18 protein-coding genes are annotated in these 16805 nt (G+C 41.2%); 16 read left to right on the forward strand and 2 right to left on the reverse strand.

The features are described from left to right. The first annotated feature begins 128 nt into the window (after positions 1-128). The 12 genes from ybeY (at position 129) to H7U04_RS05195 (ending at position 10006) form a co-directional block, all read left to right on the forward strand. Positions 129-626 (forward strand): rRNA maturation RNase YbeY, encoded by a 498-nt coding sequence (gene ybeY, locus H7U04_RS05140; protein WP_002890437.1) that lies wholly within the window; start codon positions 129-131, stop codon positions 624-626. Then, positions 607-1011 (forward strand): diacylglycerol kinase family protein, encoded by a 405-nt coding sequence (locus tag H7U04_RS05145; protein ID WP_002890438.1) that lies wholly within the window; start codon positions 607-609, stop codon positions 1009-1011. Before ybeY ends, H7U04_RS05145 begins: the two co-directional genes overlap by 20 nt. A gap of 22 nt (positions 1012-1033) precedes the next feature. Continuing rightward, positions 1034-1933, forward strand: coding sequence for a GTPase Era (gene era / locus H7U04_RS05150; RefSeq protein ID WP_013990908.1), 900 nt, complete (start codon positions 1034-1036; stop codon positions 1931-1933). Between the two features lie 44 nt (positions 1934-1977). Then, a complete protein-coding gene (gene mutM / locus H7U04_RS05155) occupies positions 1978-2799 on the forward strand; it encodes a DNA-formamidopyrimidine glycosylase (protein ID WP_156685471.1) in 822 nt (273 codons plus the stop codon). Continuing rightward, the gene (coaE, locus tag H7U04_RS05160; protein WP_064520750.1) at positions 2796-3389 is read left to right on the forward strand and encodes a dephospho-CoA kinase; all 594 of its coding nucleotides are present in this window, start codon (positions 2796-2798) and stop codon (positions 3387-3389) included. Before mutM ends, coaE begins: the two co-directional genes overlap by 4 nt. 50 nt (positions 3390-3439) lie before the next feature. Then, positions 3440-4663, forward strand: coding sequence for a multidrug efflux MFS transporter (locus tag H7U04_RS05165; RefSeq protein ID WP_156685472.1), 1224 nt, complete (start codon positions 3440-3442; stop codon positions 4661-4663). Further along, positions 4653-4799, forward strand: coding sequence for a 50S ribosomal protein L33 (gene rpmG / locus H7U04_RS05170; protein WP_002890443.1), 147 nt, complete (start codon positions 4653-4655; stop codon positions 4797-4799). Before H7U04_RS05165 ends, rpmG begins: the two co-directional genes overlap by 11 nt. 45 nt (positions 4800-4844) lie before the next feature. Continuing rightward, the gene (gene secG / locus H7U04_RS05175) at positions 4845-5081 is read left to right on the forward strand and encodes a preprotein translocase subunit SecG (RefSeq protein ID WP_002886135.1); all 237 of its coding nucleotides are present in this window, start codon (positions 4845-4847) and stop codon (positions 5079-5081) included. Positions 5082-5143: 62 nt separating this feature from the next. Then, on the forward strand, positions 5144-7597 hold the full coding sequence (gene rnr, locus H7U04_RS05180) for a ribonuclease R (protein WP_110980869.1): 2454 nt from the start codon (positions 5144-5146) through the stop codon (positions 7595-7597). Positions 7598-7618: 21 nt separating this feature from the next. Beyond that, on the forward strand, positions 7619-8083 hold the full coding sequence (smpB, locus tag H7U04_RS05185; RefSeq protein ID WP_002885905.1) for an SsrA-binding protein SmpB: 465 nt from the start codon (positions 7619-7621) through the stop codon (positions 8081-8083). Positions 8084-8229: 146 nt separating this feature from the next. After that, positions 8230-9636 (forward strand): Cof-type HAD-IIB family hydrolase, encoded by a 1407-nt coding sequence (locus H7U04_RS05190; protein ID WP_037599247.1) that lies wholly within the window; start codon positions 8230-8232, stop codon positions 9634-9636. A 1-nt stretch (position 9637) separates the two neighbouring features. Further along, on the forward strand, positions 9638-10006 hold the full coding sequence (locus tag H7U04_RS05195) for a S1 RNA-binding domain-containing protein (RefSeq protein ID WP_002886108.1): 369 nt from the start codon (positions 9638-9640) through the stop codon (positions 10004-10006). A gap of 98 nt (positions 10007-10104) precedes the next feature. Here H7U04_RS05195 and H7U04_RS05200 read toward each other — a convergent pair whose 3' ends face one another. Continuing rightward, entirely contained in the window at positions 10105-11187 is a 1083-nt protein-coding gene (locus tag H7U04_RS05200; protein WP_201042709.1) for a M24 family metallopeptidase, read from the reverse strand. A gap of 314 nt (positions 11188-11501) precedes the next feature. Between H7U04_RS05200 and ccpA the strand changes: the two genes are divergently transcribed. From ccpA to H7U04_RS05215, 3 genes are read left to right on the forward strand one after another with little or no spacing between them, the layout of a single operon-like run. Then, the gene (gene ccpA, locus H7U04_RS05205; protein WP_070576321.1) at positions 11502-12503 is read left to right on the forward strand and encodes a catabolite control protein A; all 1002 of its coding nucleotides are present in this window, start codon (positions 11502-11504) and stop codon (positions 12501-12503) included. A 59-nt stretch (positions 12504-12562) separates the two neighbouring features. Then, positions 12563-13630 carry an MmcQ/YjbR family DNA-binding protein gene (locus H7U04_RS05210; RefSeq protein WP_110980867.1) on the forward strand — a complete coding sequence of 356 codons (1068 nt, stop codon included), beginning with the start codon at positions 12563-12565 and terminating at the stop codon, positions 13628-13630. Positions 13631-13642: 12 nt separating this feature from the next. Continuing rightward, entirely contained in the window at positions 13643-14758 is a 1116-nt protein-coding gene (locus H7U04_RS05215) for a glycerate kinase (protein ID WP_110980866.1), read from the forward strand. 30 nt (positions 14759-14788) lie between these two features. Here the strand turns inward: H7U04_RS05215 and H7U04_RS05220 are convergent, their stop codons facing one another. Then, the gene (locus H7U04_RS05220) at positions 14789-15244 is read right to left on the reverse strand and encodes a YueI family protein (protein WP_048675120.1); all 456 of its coding nucleotides are present in this window, start codon (positions 15242-15244) and stop codon (positions 14789-14791) included. 205 nt (positions 15245-15449) lie between these two features. On the opposite strand from H7U04_RS05220, the gene eno reads away from it, so the two are divergent. Next, positions 15450-16754 carry a surface-displayed alpha-enolase gene (gene eno / locus H7U04_RS05225; protein WP_002886048.1) on the forward strand — a complete coding sequence of 435 codons (1305 nt, stop codon included), beginning with the start codon at positions 15450-15452 and terminating at the stop codon, positions 16752-16754. The last annotated feature ends 51 nt before the right edge of the window (positions 16755-16805 follow it).

Below are 16805 nucleotides of genomic sequence, written 5' to 3' on the forward strand. Positions count from 1 at the left end.
ATTAAACTAAAAATACTCAAAGTTAGGATTCTATGTATTTGAGTATTTCTATAAAAAGCTAATGAGTTAGTGAAAGGAAGCGAGCGGTTCTGTGCTTGGAGTGAGCATAGCCGTTCCTAAAGAATCTTATGTATATTGAAATGATTGACGAGACTGGACAAGTCTCTGAGAAATTAAAAGAACAAACTTTGGAGTTGCTAGATTTTGCAGCACAAAAACTTGGCAAGGAAGACAAGGAAATGGCTGTTACATTTGTAACCAACGAACGCAGCCACGAACTAAACTTGGAATATCGTGATACAGACCGTCCAACGGATGTCATTAGTTTGGAGTATAAGCCTGAGTTAGATATTAGCTTTGATGAGGAAGAGTTGGCTGAAAATCCTGAATTAGCTGAAATGATGGGAGAGTTTGATAGTTATATCGGTGAACTCTTTATTTCCGTTGATAAGGCTCATGAACAAGCTGAGGATTATGGACATAGTTTTGAACGTGAGATGGGTTTCTTGGCTGTTCACGGTTTTCTCCATATCAATGGCTATGACCATTACACCCCAGAAGAAGAAGCGGAAATGTTTGGATTACAGGAAGAAATTTTGACTGCTTATGGACTTACGCGACAATAATCCACAAAAAAAGTGGAAAAATAGAGAATTTACAGCTAGTTTTGAGTTTGCTCTGACAGGAATAATAACGGCTTTTAAAGAAGAACGCAATATGCGCAAGCACTTGGTTTCAGCTATCTTGGTGGTATTGGCTGGCTTGATTTTCCGTGTGTCTGCGACAGAATGGCTCTTTCTTTTGATGGCAGTTTTTCTCGTAATTGCCCTAGAGATTGTTAATTCTGCCATTGAAAATGTTGTCGATTTAGCTAGTAATTATCACTTTTCAATGCTAGCAAAAAATGCCAAGGATATGGCCGCTGGAGCTGTTTTAGTGGTTTCTTGTTATGCAGTTATTACGGGGATGATTGTTTTCATACCTAAAATTTGGCACTTAATTTTCAATTAAAACGAAATAGGAAAGAAGTTATATGACATTTAAATCAGGATTTGTGGCTATTCTCGGCCGTCCTAATGTAGGAAAATCAACGTTTTTGAACCATGTTATGGGGCAAAAGATTGCTATCATGAGTGATAAGGCTCAAACAACCCGCAATAAAATTATGGGAATTTACACAACCGATAAGGAACAGATTGTCTTTATCGATACCCCAGGGATTCACAAGCCTAAGACGGCTCTTGGGGATTTCATGGTGGAATCTGCTTATTCAACCCTTCGTGAGGTTGATACAGTCCTCTTTATGGTACCAGCGGATGAGCCTCGTGGTAAGGGTGATAATATGATTATCGAACGCCTCAAACAAGCTAAAGTTCCAGTTATCTTGGTAATCAATAAGATTGACAAGGTCCATCCAGATCAGCTCCTAGAGCAGATTGACGATTTCCGTACACAAATGGATTTCAAGGAGATTATTCCGATATCTGCCCTCCAAGGGAACAATGTTTCCCACCTTGTGGATGTCTTGAGTGATAACCTTGAGGAAGGGTTCCAATATTTCCCAGCGGACCAAATCACCGATCACCCTGAGCGTTTCTTGGTATCAGAGATGATTCGTGAAAAAGTCCTTCAGTTGACACGTGAAGAAATTCCACACTCTGTTGCGGTTGTCATTGATGAGATGAAGCGTGATGAAGACACGGATAAGATTCATATTCGTGCGACAATCATGGTTGAGCGTGACAGCCAAAAAGGGATTGTTATTGGTAAACAAGGTTCCATGCTCAAGAAAATTGGTACCCTTGCTCGTAAAGATATTGAAGTCATGCTCGGGGACAAGGTCTTCCTTGAAACCTGGGTTAAGGTTAAGAAAAATTGGCGTGATAAAAAACTTGATTTGGCCGATTTTGGTTACAATGAAAAAGAATATTAAAAAGCTGGGCACTTGCTCGGCTTTCTTGCTAGAAGGAGGAGCAGATGCCTGAGTTACCTGAGGTAGAAACTGTTAGACGAGGTTTAGAAAGGTTAGTAGTAGGTCGGACTATTTTGTCGCTTGAGGTCAAGGTTCCAAAAATGATTAAGACCTCCTACGATAGTTTTTTGACTGATTTACCTGGTCAAGCCATTCAAGCCCTGCGACGAAGAGGCAAGTACTTGATTTTTGACTTTGGACAGTTGATTATGATTTCCCACTTGCGTATGGAGGGAAAATACCTGCTGTTTACAGATCAAGTTCCTAGCAACAAGCATTTTCACTTATTTTTTAAGTTAGATGATGGCTCCACCCTCGTCTATCAAGATATCCGCAAGTTTGGGACCTTTGATTTATTGGCTAAAAGTCAAGAGGAGGCTTATTTTACAAGGAAAAAGCTTGGTCCTGAGCCTACTAAGAAGGCCTTTAAATACGCTCTATTTGAGAGAGCCTTGATGAGTTCTGCAAAGCCCATTAAAAGTCTCCTCTTGGAGCAAAAATTGGTGGCTGGTCTAGGAAATATCTATGTTGATGAGGTGCTTTGGGCGGCCAAGGTTCATCCTGAAACGCCAGCAAAGGAACTCAGCAAGGCAGCCATGAAGCGGGTCCATGATCAAACGATTGCCATTTTACAGCTTGGCATTGAAAAAGGCGGCTCAACCATAAGGACCTATCGTAATGCCCTTGGTGAGGACGGAACCATGCAGAACTATTTGCAGGTTTACGGAAAAACGGGACAGCCTTGTCCACGCTGCGCAAGCACAATTGAGAAAATCAAGTTAGGAGGGAGAGGGACACATTTGTGTCCTCATTGTCAGAAACGATGATTATTGGGTTAACAGGTGGTATTGCTTCAGGAAAATCAACGGTTGTTGAAATGATTAAAGAGGCAGGTTACAAGGTCATTGATGCTGATCAGCTTGTCCACGATATGCAGGCCAAAGGAGGCCGTTTGTATCGTGCCTTGCTTGATTGGTTGGGAGAGGGGATTCTCCTTCCTAATGGAGAATTGAATCGTCCTAAACTAGGGCAACTGATTTTTTCGAATGAGGAGATGAGACATCGGTCTGCTGAGATTCAAGGGACAATTATTCGAGAGGAACTAGCAACTCAAAGGGATTGTTTGGCTAAGAAAGAAGATGTTTTTTTCATGGATATTCCCTTACTTATTGAGAATGGGTATCAGGACTGGTTTGACCAGATTTGGTTGGTGGCAGTGTTACCTGAGGTCCAGCGCCAACGCTTGATGAAACGTAATCACTTAAGTTTTGAGGAAGCTAAGATGCGTATTGATAGCCAAATGTCTTTAGAAGAGAAAAAGCCTTATGCCAGCTTGGTTCTTGATAATAATGCTAGTCTCGATGATTTGAAGGAGAAAGTGAAGAGCGCAATAAATGATTTACCTAGCTCCTCATAGCTAGTCATTGTGATATAATGGATAGTGAATTTTAGAAAGAAGATGATTATTTGCGCCAAGAAGAGCTTAAAAGTACTGATTGGCAACGTAACCTTAAAATTGCATGGATAGGAACCTTTTTTACTGGAGCTAGTTTCTCCATTGTTATGCCTTTCATGGCCCTCTACATTGAGGAACTAGGTGTTAAAGGAGACATGGTTGAATGGTATACTGGTTTGTCTGTTGCCGTCTCTGCTTTAGCCTCAGCTCTGGTTTCTCCTGTTTGGGGACGCTTAGCTGACCGTTATGGCCGAAAGCCCATGATGATTAGAGCCAGCATGGTGATGACTTTTACAATGGGAGGTCTTGCCTTAGTCCCAAATGTTTTCTGGCTGCTTTTCTTAAGAACGCTGAATGGTTTGTTTGCGGGGTATGTTCCAAATGCCACAGCTTTAATTGCTAGTCAGGTTCCTCAGAACCGTTCTGGCTATGCCCTGGGGACCTTATCTACGGGCCTAACGGCAGGTGTTCTGATTGGCCCTTTGTTAGGTGGTACCCTGTCTGAGGCGTTTGGTATGAGAGGGACCTTTTTTTTGGTGGGCCTCATTCTATTTATCTGTTGCCTCTTAACTGTCTTTGGTTTGCGAGAGGATTTTCAACCTATCGAAAAGGGAGAGATGATGACCCTTTCTCAGGTTTTTGCGAAAATTCCCAGCAAATCTATCTTAATTGGCCTTTTTGTGACCAGTATGATTATCCAGATTTCTGCCCAATCGATTGCGCCTATGTTGGCCCTCTATATTCGTTATTTAGGTCAGAGGGACAATATCCTGTTTTACTCAGGTTTAATTGTTTCTGCTATGGGCTTCTCTAGTCTCTTGAGTACCCCTTTTCTGGGAAAATTAGGAGACCGTATTGGGAATCATCGCTTGCTTTTAATAGGACTATTTTATAGCTTCCTCTTGTATTTCCTCTGTGGTTTTGCCGGTTCAGCCTTGCAATTGGGTATCTTACGTTTTGCCTATGGCTTCGGTGTGGGTGCCCTTATGCCTAGTGTCAATTCTTTATTGACCAAGATGACACCCAAGGAAGGAATCTCAAGAATATTTAGCTTTAATCAAAGCTTTTCATACATTGGACAAGTTTTAGGTCCTTTTGTTGGTTCAGCAGTTGCGACTGGACTAGGTTATCGCTGGGTCTTCTTTGTGACCGCAATGATTGTCTTTGGAAATTTTGTCTGGTCCTTAATCATCTTTAGAAAATTGCTAGGAGTCAAGAATATAGGTGAGAGTTAAAATTAATTTAAAGTGTAGTGAATGTGGGAGCATCAACTATCTCACAAGTAAAAATAAACAAAATCATCCTGAGAAAATTCAGGTACCCAAATTCTGCCCCAAGGATAGAAAAGTAACCTTACATGTTGAATCTTAAAGGGTTCTATGGTAGAATAAAAAGGACTTTTTCGGAGGAATAACTATGTACGACTTATTATTAACGCTGCTCTTGGTGATGTCAGCTATTATTGTGATTGCGGTATTCATGCAGCCACAAAAGAATCCAAGTAGCAATGTCTTTGATGGTGGTGGGTCAGAAGCACTATTTGAACGTAGTAAACCACGTGGTTTTGAAGCCTTTATGCAACGCTTTACAGGAATCATGGTTTTTCTATGGATTGTAGATGCAATCGTCCTTTCCATTCTCTCAAGTAAGTAATGAGCTGACTGAGGTTGGCTCATTTTTTGCGTTATAGTCAATAAATAAAAGAAAAGGAAATCATGAAAGAATCTATTATAAATTATTTGAAGGAGCATGGGAAATCCAGTGTAAACGACATTGCCCAGGCTCTTAATCATGCTGGGGGAGAAAAGTTTCCTCAGCTCATCAAGGCCATATCAGCCATGGAAAGTAAGGGGCAGTTGCGTTTTAATCGAGATGGCTCTGTTTCCTTGCGTCCTAAGAAAGAAAATCCAAATCAGGTGACTGTTGAAGGTGTTTTCCGTGCCAATAAGAACGGTTTTGGTTTCTTGCATGTCGATGACAGTGAAGATGATATGTTCATTGGTCGTAATGATGTTGGCCATGCTATTGACGGTGATACTGTTGCTGTTGTTATCAAGAAGCCAGCGGATCGTTTGCGTGGGACGGCAGCAGAAGCACGGGTTGTTGAAATTGTAGAACGTTCGCTTAAGACTGTTGTAGGGAAATTTATCCTTAGCGACGAGAAAGAACCTTATGCTGGTTACATTAAGTCTAAAAATCAAAAAATTCAGCAGCCAATTTATATTAAGAAAGAACCAGTTGCCCTAGACGGTACTGAAATTATCAAGGTTGATATTGAAAAATACCCTAACCGTCACTATGATTATTTCGTAGGAAGTGTTCGTGACATTATTGGTCATCAAGGGGATGCTGGTATTGATGTCTTGGAAGTCTTAGAATCAATGGATATTGTTTCAGAGTTCCCAGAGGATGTCATGGCGGAAGCAGAAGCTGTACCAGATGCACCTAGTCAGGAAGACCTCCTTGGTCGTGTTGACCTTCGTCAAGAGGTAACCTTTACTATTGATGGAGCTGATGCGAAGGACTTGGATGATGCGGTCCATATTAAACGTTTGCCAAATGGTAATTTTGAGCTTGGTGTTCATATTGCCGATGTGTCCTACTATGTCACTGAAGGTTCAGCTCTTAACCGTGAGGCCGTAGCACGTGGGACTTCGGTTTATGTGACAGACCGTGTGGTGCCAATGTTGCCTGAGCGTCTTTCAAATGGTATTTGTTCACTAAATCCCAATGTTGATCGCTTGACTCAGTCAGCCATTATGGAGATTACTCCAAAAGGTAAGGTGGTTAATCATAAGATTTGCCAATCTGTGATTAATACAACCTTCCGTATGACCTACAGTGATGTCAATGAGATGTTGGCTGGAAATCCAGAAAAGATTGAGCAGTTTAAGCCAATCATGGAGTCTGTATCAGCCATGGCAGAACTGCATAAGATTTTAGAAGACATGCGTGAGCGTCGTGGTGCCCTTAACTTTGATACATCTGAAGCTCGTATCTTGGTAAATGAGAAGGGGATGCCAGTGGATATCGTGGTGCGTGAACGTGGAACAGCCGAGCGAATGATTGAATCCTTCATGTTGGCTGCCAATGAATGTGTGGCAGAGCATTTCGCTAAGGCTAAGTTGCCATTTATCTACCGTATCCACGAAGAGCCAAAAGCTGAGAAATTGCAACGCTTCATGGATTATGCCTCTATTTTTGGTGTTCAAATCAAAGGAACTGCCAATAAGATGGATCAGCTAGACTTGCAAGAGTTTATGGCCAAAGTTCAGGGAAAACCTGGAGCAGAGGTCATGAACATGATGCTGCTTCGTTCAATGCAACAAGCCCGCTATTCAGAACACAACCACGGACACTATGGACTTGCGGCTCAGTATTATACCCACTTTACTAGTCCAATCCGTCGTTACCCAGACCTCTTGGTTCACCGAATGATTCGTGAGTACACTAACAATATGTCTCAAGAAACACGTGAACATTTTGAAGAGGTTATTCCTGAGTTAGCGACATCATCTTCAACTCTTGAACGTCGTGCCATTGATGCCGAACGTGTCGTTGAAGCTATGAAAAAAGCGGAATACATGGAAGAGTTTGTTGGTCAAGAATTCGACGGTATTGTTGGAAGTGTGGTTAAATTCGGTATGTTTGTGGAATTGCCAAACACCATCGAAGGTTTGGTTCACATCACCACCCTTCCAGAATTTTACAATTACAATGAACGTACCATGACACTTCAGGGTGAAAAAACTGGTAAGACTTTCCGAGTTGGTCAGCCTATCCGTGTTAAATTAACACGTGCGGATAAGGAAACAGGAGACATTGACTTCCAATACCTTCCAAGTGAGTATGACATCACTGAAAAAGTAGACCACAAGGCACGTCAGGAACGTGAAGAGAAGGCGAAAACCTTCCGCAATAGAGGTCCACGTCGTGACCGTCAAAATGGAGACTTCGAACATCGTGGTAAACGTGGGGATAACCGTAACCGTCAAGATGGTAATGGTCGTAAAGGCTCTTATGACGAAAAACGTAAGTCATCTAAGAAACCAGACAAACGTAAAAATCAAAACCGTCCTCATAATGATAACAAGGGACGTGAGAGTGGTCGTCGTAAGAAAAAAGGGAACAAACCTTTTTACAAGGACGTTGCTAAAAAACGAAAATAGGATGAGAATGGAGGGACTGCTATGCCAAAGGGTGAAGGCAATGTTGTTGCTCAGAATAAAAAGGCTAGACATGACTATAGTATCGTTGATACTATTGAAGCAGGTATCGTGCTGACAGGAACAGAGATTAAATCTGTTCGTGCGGCCCGCATCCAACTAAAAGATGGCTATGCCCAAATCAAGAATGGTGAGGCCTGGTTAATCAATGTCCATATTGCTCCTTTTGAGCAAGGAAATATTTGGAATCAAGATCCAGACCGTACGAGAAAGTTGTTGCTTAAGAAAAAACAGATCACCAAACTTCAAAATGATCTTAAGGGTACAGGAATGACCCTAGTTCCTCTTAAGGTCTACCTAAAAAACGGTTTTGCCAAGGTATTGCTCGGTATTGCCAAAGGGAAACACGATTACGATAAACGTGAGTCTATCAAGCGTCGTGAACAAGAGCGTGATATTAAACGTATTATCAAGAGTGTTAATCGTTAAACTGCCTATCATCTAAGACTACTATAGTCTTAGATGATTTTTTGTTTTTGGCTTTAAGACATGATATAATGAGAGTACCATGCGGTCTTTAGTTAGGATACTAGCTATACCTGACTCTAGCTGTGATACTGTAAAGGAGATTAGCGATGCCAGTAGATGCTAAAACAAAATACAAGGCCAAGAAGACTAAGATTGTTTTCTTTGACATTGACGACACCCTTCGTGTTAAAAAGACAGGCTACATTCCTGAATCTATTAAGGCTGTTTTCAAAGGGCTTAAAGAAAAAGGAATCTTGACGGGGATTGCCACAGGACGTGGCTACTATGGTGTCGTTGAGGACATTCGAGACCTAGAGCCCGATTATTTTGTAACCATCAATGGAACTTATGTGATTAATCGAAAAGGGGAAGAAATTTATAACCAACCCCTCGCTCGTGAGGTTACAGAAGCCTTTGTTGCTTGGTGCAAAGAGATTGGGATTGCTTGGGGCTTTGCTGGTAAGGATAAGCCAGTTGTCTCAGAGCGTTCAGATTTGATTGATAATGCTATGAAACCAGTCTATGGTCTTTGTGATGTGGAGCCAGACTTTCACTTGTCGAATGATGTTTACCATATGTGGACTTTTGCGGAAAATGATGGTGACCTTGAATTACCAGAAGAACTCGCATCCCATGTCCGTATGGTACCCTGGCACGAACATTCCTCTGACGTCGTAGCAAATGGTATCTCAAAGGCCTCTGGTGTCGAGCATGTCTTGGAGCATGAAAATCTTAAACCAGTCAATGCCATGATGTTTGGTGATGGTCCAAACGATATGGAAATCTTTGACTATGTTGGACTTAAGATTGCGATGGGTAATGCCACACCAGAATTGAAAGAAAAAGCAGATTACGTTACAGGAACAATAGAAGAAGATGGCATTTTCAATGCCTTGGAGGAACTCGGATTGGTAGAAAAAGAACTTCATTTCCCACAACTTGACTTGGATACAGTAGAAGGTCCAGTCGCAACAATTAAAACAAATCATGGTAATTTGGTCATCAAACTCTTCCCTGATCATGCACCATTAACAGTTACTAACTTTGTCAATTTGGCCAAGAGTGGCTACTATGATGGTGTGATTTTCCACAGAATTATCAAGGACTTTATGATTCAAGGTGGTGACCCAACTGGTACTGGTATGGGTGGTGAGTCAAGCTTTGGTGGTAGCTTCCAGGACGAATTTTCTGAAGAGCTCTATAACCTCCGTGGTGCGCTTTCTATGGCTAATGCTGGACCAGATACAAATGGTAGCCAATTCTTCATCGTTCAAACGTCTGAAATTCCTTATGCTAAAAAGGAACTCGAACGTGGTGGATGGCCAGCACCAATCGCAGAAGCTTATGCTGAAAATGGGGGAACACCTCATCTAGACCGTCGTCACACAGTCTTCGGTCAATTGGTGGATGAAGACTCTTACAAGGTGCTTGATGAAATTGCCAATGTTGAGGTTGGGGCTCAAGATAAGCCACTTGAGGATGTTGTAATTGAAACAGTTGAGGTAGCAGACTAAGATGAAGATTGGAGACAAGCTTAGGGGTGTTATCACAGGCATCAAGCCTTACGGTGCCTTTGTTTCATTGGAAAATGGTACCACAGGCTTGATTCACATCTCAGAGATTAAGACAGGTTATATCGACAATATCTACAATACCTTAAAGGTAGACCAGGAGGTCTTAGTTCAAGTTGTTGATTTTGATGAATTTACACAAAAGGCCAGTCTTTCTTTGAGAACCCTTGAGGAAGAAAAAAATAAAATCCCTCATCGTCATCGTTTTTCTGATAGTCGTTTGAACTATGGCTTTAAACCTTTGGCAGAAGCAATGCCAGGATGGATTGAAGAAGGACTTGACTATCTTAGACAAGAGCATGAGGAGAAATAGCAAAAGCTGACTCACGATGAGTCAGCTTTTTATATGGCTATTGAATTTGAGTGCAAACGAAAAGGTCCTCAACTTAATTGAAGACCCTTCTGGATTAATTAAACATCAAAATAGAGCAATTCTTTTGGTGTGTGTGTGAAGACTTCAAAGCCGTCTTTTGTAACATAACCACAGTCCTCGATACGAACACCAACTTTTTCAGGAATGTAGATACCTGGTTCAACTGAGAAGCACATTCCTTCTTCAATGACCATGTCATTTCCTTCCATGATAGAAGGGAATTCATGCACATCCATTCCGATACCGTGTCCGAGGCGGTGGTTGAAGTATTCGCCGTAACCAGCTTTTTCAATAACATTACGTGCTGCAGCATCGACTTCGCTGGCAGTTACACCTGGTTTAATCATATCTAGGGCAGCCTGTTGAGCTTCTAAAGTCAAGTGGTAGATTTCTTTTTTGAAATCATCGGGTTTTCCAACAGCGACTGTTCGCGTCATATCTGAAGCATAGCCATTCACCATACAGCCCAAGTCGAAGAGAAGAAGAGCATCTTTTTCAATTTTGTTGCTTCCAGGAATGCCGTGTGGGTTGGCTGCATTGTTACCAGTCAAGACCATAGTTTCAAAGCTCATTTCATAGCCCAAGCGTTTGATGCCAAATTCGATTTGAGCAATGATGTCTGTTTCAGTAACATCGAGAGAAATATTGTCGAAACCGATATTAACAGCTTTATCAGCATAATCACCGGCAACAAGCATTTTTTGAATTTCATCAGCTGACTTGATAACGCGCATTTTTTGAATGAATGGTGTCAGGTTTTCAAAGCGACCTTCAAAGACCGATTGCAATCCTTGGAACTTGGTCACATTAAGATTGTCAAACTCTGCATAAATAATAGGGCTGTCTGTGCTTGCTAGGCCAGCTTTGATTTTTTGCCATGGATTTTCAGAGTCTACATAACCAAAGACTGGGAAGTCGAGTACAGCAGAGGCACGTGCAACCTCAAGAGCAGGTACAAATAGGGCAGGCTCACGATTTTCATAGACGAAGAGGAACATTTGGCGTTCATGTGGGTCACAATCAAAACCAGTAAGATAATTGACAGTTACAGGATCTGAAACAATAGCTAGCCCTGCTTTATTTTCATTCAAAAAATGACGAATGCGATCAAGTTTAGACATAGAAAAAAACTCCTTTGTATTTCTTACACTCATTCTGTCACTTTTATAAGGAAAATGCAAGCTGTTTTTTTGGCTTTTCATTAAATCATTTACTTTCATTGAGACTTTTTTAGGCTAGTTTTGTAAGCGATGGATAGTCTTGGAAACACGAAATGAGAGGCCTTTTTCTGAAATGGCTTTCTTCCTCATAACCACAAAGAAGGAATCCCTTTCATTTTTTTGTAAAAAATCAGTCAAAATAATTGAAAGTGTTTTCAGAATCTGATACAATTAGCGTGAAAGAGTGAGCGTAAAATGAGAAAGGAAGTGTTTTTATGAATACTGATGAAACAATCACTATTTATGACGTTGCGCGTGAGGCAGGCGTTTCGATGGCGACTGTGTCTCGTGTGGTAAATGGAAATAAAAATGTAAAAGAAAACACCCGAAAAAAAGTGCTTGAGGTCATTGATCGTTTGGATTATCGTCCAAATGCGGTTGCGCGTGGCTTGGCGAGTAAGAAAACCACTACTGTAGGAGTTGTCATCCCAAATATTGCAAATAGCTATTTTGCTACTTTAGCAAGGGGGATTGATGATATTGCAACGATGTACAAGTACAATATTGTCCTTGCTTCTAGTGATGAAAATGACGATCACGAAGTTACCGTGATTAACTCTCTATTTGCCAAACAAGTAGATGGTATCATCTTCATGGGTTACCACTTGACGGAAAAAATTCGTGCAGAATTTTCTCGTACCCGTACTCCGATTGTCCTAGCAGGAACAGTGGACCTCGAGCACCAATTACCGAGCGTTAATATCGACTATAAAGTTGCCGTTGAGGATTCTGTAACGCAACTTGCCAAGAATAATGAAAAGGTTGCCTTTGTATCAGGACCACTAATTGATGATATTAATGGCAAACTCCGTCTAGCTGGTTATAAGGCTGGACTTGAAAAGAATAATTTGCGTTACAATGAAGGTCTTGTCTTTGAAGCCAAATATAGCTATAGAGATGGCTTTGATTTAGCACAACGTGTTTTGAACTCTGGTGCCACTGCTGCCTATGTTGGAGAAGATGAATTGGCTGCAGGTCTCTTGAATGGCCTCTTTGCTGCAGGTAAATCAGTTCCAGAAGACTTCGAAATCATCACAAGCAATGACTCACCAATTACAAGCTACACACGTCCAAACCTTTCTAGTATTAATCATCCTCTCTATGATTTAGGGGCAGTTAGCATGCGTATGTTGACTAAAATCATGAATAAGGAAGAGCTCGAAGAAAAAGATGTTATTCTTAATCACGGTCTTACCTTACGTCAGTCAACAAAATAAAAAAGGAGTTGGGACATAAGTTTGTCTCAACTTCTCTTTTTTAGAAAAAGGGAGAACCAATGACTTTTGAGGATGCTTATTTTAAACAGAAGATCCTAAAACAGGATAGCCTAGAGCCTTTTGGTTTTACAACTACTGAGCAAGGTTACGAGTTCAGAAAAACACTGATGGCGGATGAACTTGAAGCTCGATTGCTTATTGATTTAGAAGGTAAGTTGACGGGACAGGTTGTTGATATCGATCTTGATGAGCCTTATGATATCTTCAGGAGTCCTCAGGCCACTGGAACTTACGTTGGTCAAGTCAGAGAAGCTTATGGAGAACTTCTCTCACAGCTAGCTGATTCTTGTTATGAAAATCAATTGTTCTCATCTCCACAAGCTAATCGCCTAGTTCAGTTTTTAGTTCAAGAATTTTCAGACCAAGCAGACCATCCTTTCGAAAAGGAACCAAGCTATTTGTCCTTTAGGGTTGATGGTAAATGGTATGCCTTGTTTTTTCCTCTTAAGGGAGAAAAACTAGGGCTTGATGGAGAAAAGGCGGATTTAATTTATGATGTGGTTAACCTGAAGGTTAATCCAAAGCAAATGGATAAGCTCTTGGAAATGGATGGGGTTTTTCCTAGCTACCATATGTCCAAGAAGACCTGGATTAGTCTTGTTTTAGACGAGACATTGTCGGACCAAACCATTATTGAGTTTCTTAGTGACAGTCGCTCCCTAGTGGCCCCAAAACATCTTAGAAAGGCTTTTGAGCCTCATTATTGGATTATCCCGGTAAATTTGAAATACTACGATATTGGAGAGGAGTTCTCCGCAAATGAGGAGATCCTTTGGACACAGAAAGCTAGTATGCAAAAGGGAGATTTGGTGGCTATCTATATTACGGCACCTACCAAGACCATACGTTACCTCTGTCAGGTTTTAGAAGCGAATATCCCTAATCAAGGTTATCGTGAAGAGGCGAGTATTAAGGAGTTGATGCGGATTAAACCCTTATACACCTTTAATGACACCGAATTTGACAGTGATAGGCTAAAGAGTTTAGGTATCAAAACTGTGCGAGGTCCAAGACATATGACGGATGAGTTAGTTCAGGCCTTATCCCCTTACCTAAAAGAAAAATAGAAGGAGGACATCATGCGAATTTTGATTGCACCTGATTCCTTTAAGGAAAGTTTGTCTGCAAAAGAGGTCGCCTTAGCTCTCAAATCGGGCTTTGAAAATGCCTTACCCGACGCTGATTTTGACCTCATGCCAATAGGTGATGGTGGCGAGGGCACCTTAGATGCTCTTGCTGAAAATCTAAATCTTGAGAAGAAAAGTATCGAGATTCCTCATGCCTATACAAGTGATGGAAGTGTTTCTTTTGCCAGCAATGGCCAGACTGCCGTTTTTGAAATGGCTGCGATTTGTGGCTTGGAACAGATTCCTAAGGATAAACGAAATCCTCTAGCTCTAACGACACAAGGCGTGGGTGAACTAATTGTTCATTTGGTTCAATCTGGCATCCGAGATTTTATCATAGGCGTAGGTGGGTCTGCTACCAATGATGGTGGTATTGGTATGGCATATGGATTGGGTTATCGTTTTTATGACTCTCAGGGACAGGAGCTTGAGCCAATAGGTGCTAATCTTGGTCTTATTAAAAAGGTATCCTCTAAAAATAAGATTGATTTGTCTGGTGTTACTATTCATCTGATTACTGACGTAGATAATCCCTTGTGTGGTCAAGATGGAGCGACCTATATTTTTGGTGGACAAAAAGGCCTAGCTCCTTCACAATTTAAAAAGGTTGACCAAGACATGACACAATTCTACGAAAACTTTGCTCCTGAGGTTTTAAAACTGGCTGGTTCAGGAGCCGGAGGAGGCATGGCAGCGGGTTTAGTAGCTTTTGCAGGTGCAGAAATTAAATCAGGGATTGACTTTGTACTTGATTGCGTTGATTTTGATCAACGTGTGAAGGAAGTTGATTTGGTCATAGTTGGTGAAGGACGTATGGATAGCCAGTCCTTGTCTGGTAAAGCACCGGTCGGGGTGGCTAGGCGGACACCATCAGCTATTCCCGTCATTGCTATCTGTGGTAGTTTGAAGGATGACTTGCCTGATTTTCCAGTAGCAGGTATCACAGCTGCTTTCCCTATCATTGGACAAGTATTAGAGTTAGACCAAGTTTTAGCTACCGCTAAGGAGAATCTCTATCGCACAGGACTCAATATTGGGAATGTCATCAAGCTCAGTAAAACATTGTGATATAAGAAAAAGCTGACTTTGCATCAGCTTTTATTTTCCGAATAGTTTAGCAAAAAATCCCTTTTTTTCAAGGATAGGTTCAGTTTCACTAGGAGCAAGGATATCAGGATAGAGTTCTGAAAATAACACTTTATCAAGATTCTCTGCTTGATTACTATGTACGATAAGACCGTATGGTGAGTGGGCCTTGGCCTCGTCAACGATAGTTGCAGAAATATTTAGTGCTTGAGCGGTCTTGATATAGGTAAATTGTGTCTGGTCGGCTAATTTTGGCGAAAGTTTGAGACTAAGATTAGGGTAAACGGCTAATAAGTCTTTTAATATTTGCGGAAAATTGTCAATTACAGTTTTCTTTTCGGCATTTTCCAATAGAACAGCTAGGACTACACGTTCCGCATAGGTTCCAAAATACTGACGAAGTTCATCGGGATTTAGGCGTTTTTCACCACTAGCGCATTGGAGCACTTTGTTTTCAAGTGAAGTCATAGGAATCTCCTCTTAGTTTTCTACTTGTATTATACAATATTTTGAATTCCTTTTCATTTGAGTTGCTTTCTGAGATTTTCAAAAACAATTGAAAATATTAAAAAATAGAAAATCGCTAGAAAATTCTGGTTTTAATTTGCTTAAGCCTTGATATTATGGTAATATATAGGTGTAAAAAATTTTAACTCATAAGGAGAGTATTGTAATGTCAATTATTACTGATGTTTACGCACGCGAAGTCCTTGACTCACGCGGTAACCCAACACTTGAAGTAGAAGTTTACACTGAATCTGGTGCATTCGGTCGCGGTATGGTTCCTTCAGGAGCTTCAACTGGTGAACACGAAGCAGTAGAACTTCGTGATGGTGACAAAGCTCGTTACGGTGGTCTTGGTACTCAAAAAGCAGTTGATAACGTAAACAACGTTATTGCTGAACACATCATCGGATTCGACGTACGTGATCAACAAGGTATTGACCGCGCAATGATCGCTCTTGACGGTACTCCAAACAAAGGTAAACTTGGTGCCAACGCTATTCTTGGTGTGTCTATCGCTGTAGCACGCGCAGCTGCTGACTACCTTGAAGTTCCACTTTACAGCTACCTTGGCGGATTCAACACTAAAGTTCTTCCAACTCCAATGATGAACATCATCAACGGTGGTTCTCACTCAGACGCTCCAATCGCTTTCCAAGAATTCATGATTGTACCTGCTGGTGCACCAACATTCAAAGAAGCTCTTCGTTGGGGTGCTGAAATCTTCCACGCACTTAAGAAAATCCTTAAAGAACGTGGACTTGAAACAGCCGTAGGTGACGAAGGTGGTTTTGCACCTCGTTTCGACGGAACTGAAGATGGTGTTGAAACTATCATCAAAGCTATCGAAGCTGCTGGATATGTACCAGGTAAAGACGTATTTATCGGATTTGACTGTGCATCATCTGAATTCTACGATGCAGAACGTAAAGTTTACGACTACACTAAATTTGAAGGTGAAGGCGCTGCTGTTCGTACTGCTGCAGAACAAATCGACTACCTTGAAGAATTGGTTAACAAATACCCAATCATCACTATCGAAGATGGTATGGACGAAAACGACTGGGACGGTTGGAAAGCTCTTACTGAACGTCTTGGTGGTAAAGTTCAATTGGTTGGTGACGACTTCTTCGTAACTAACACAGCTTACCTTGAAAAAGGTATTGCAGAACACGCTGCTAACTCAATCCTTATCAAAGTTAACCAAATCGGTACTTTGACTGAAACTTTCGACGCTATCGAAATGGCGAAAGAAGCTGGATACACAGCAGTAGTATCACACCGTTCAGGTGAAACTGAAGATTCAACAATCGCTGATATCGCAGTTGCAACTAACGCTGGTCAAATCAAGACAGGTTCATTGTCACGTACTGACCGTATCGCTAAATACAACCAATTGCTTCGTATCGAAGACCAACTTGGTGAAGTTGCAGAATACCGTGGTTTGAAATCATTCTACAACTTGAAAAAATAATTCTATAGTCATATAGAATAAAAAGAGGTTCCTTAGGAATCTCTTTTTTGT

The organism is Streptococcus sp. 22.1 (assembly GCF_016648645.1).
Classification (GTDB): domain Bacteria; phylum Bacillota; class Bacilli; order Lactobacillales; family Streptococcaceae; genus Streptococcus.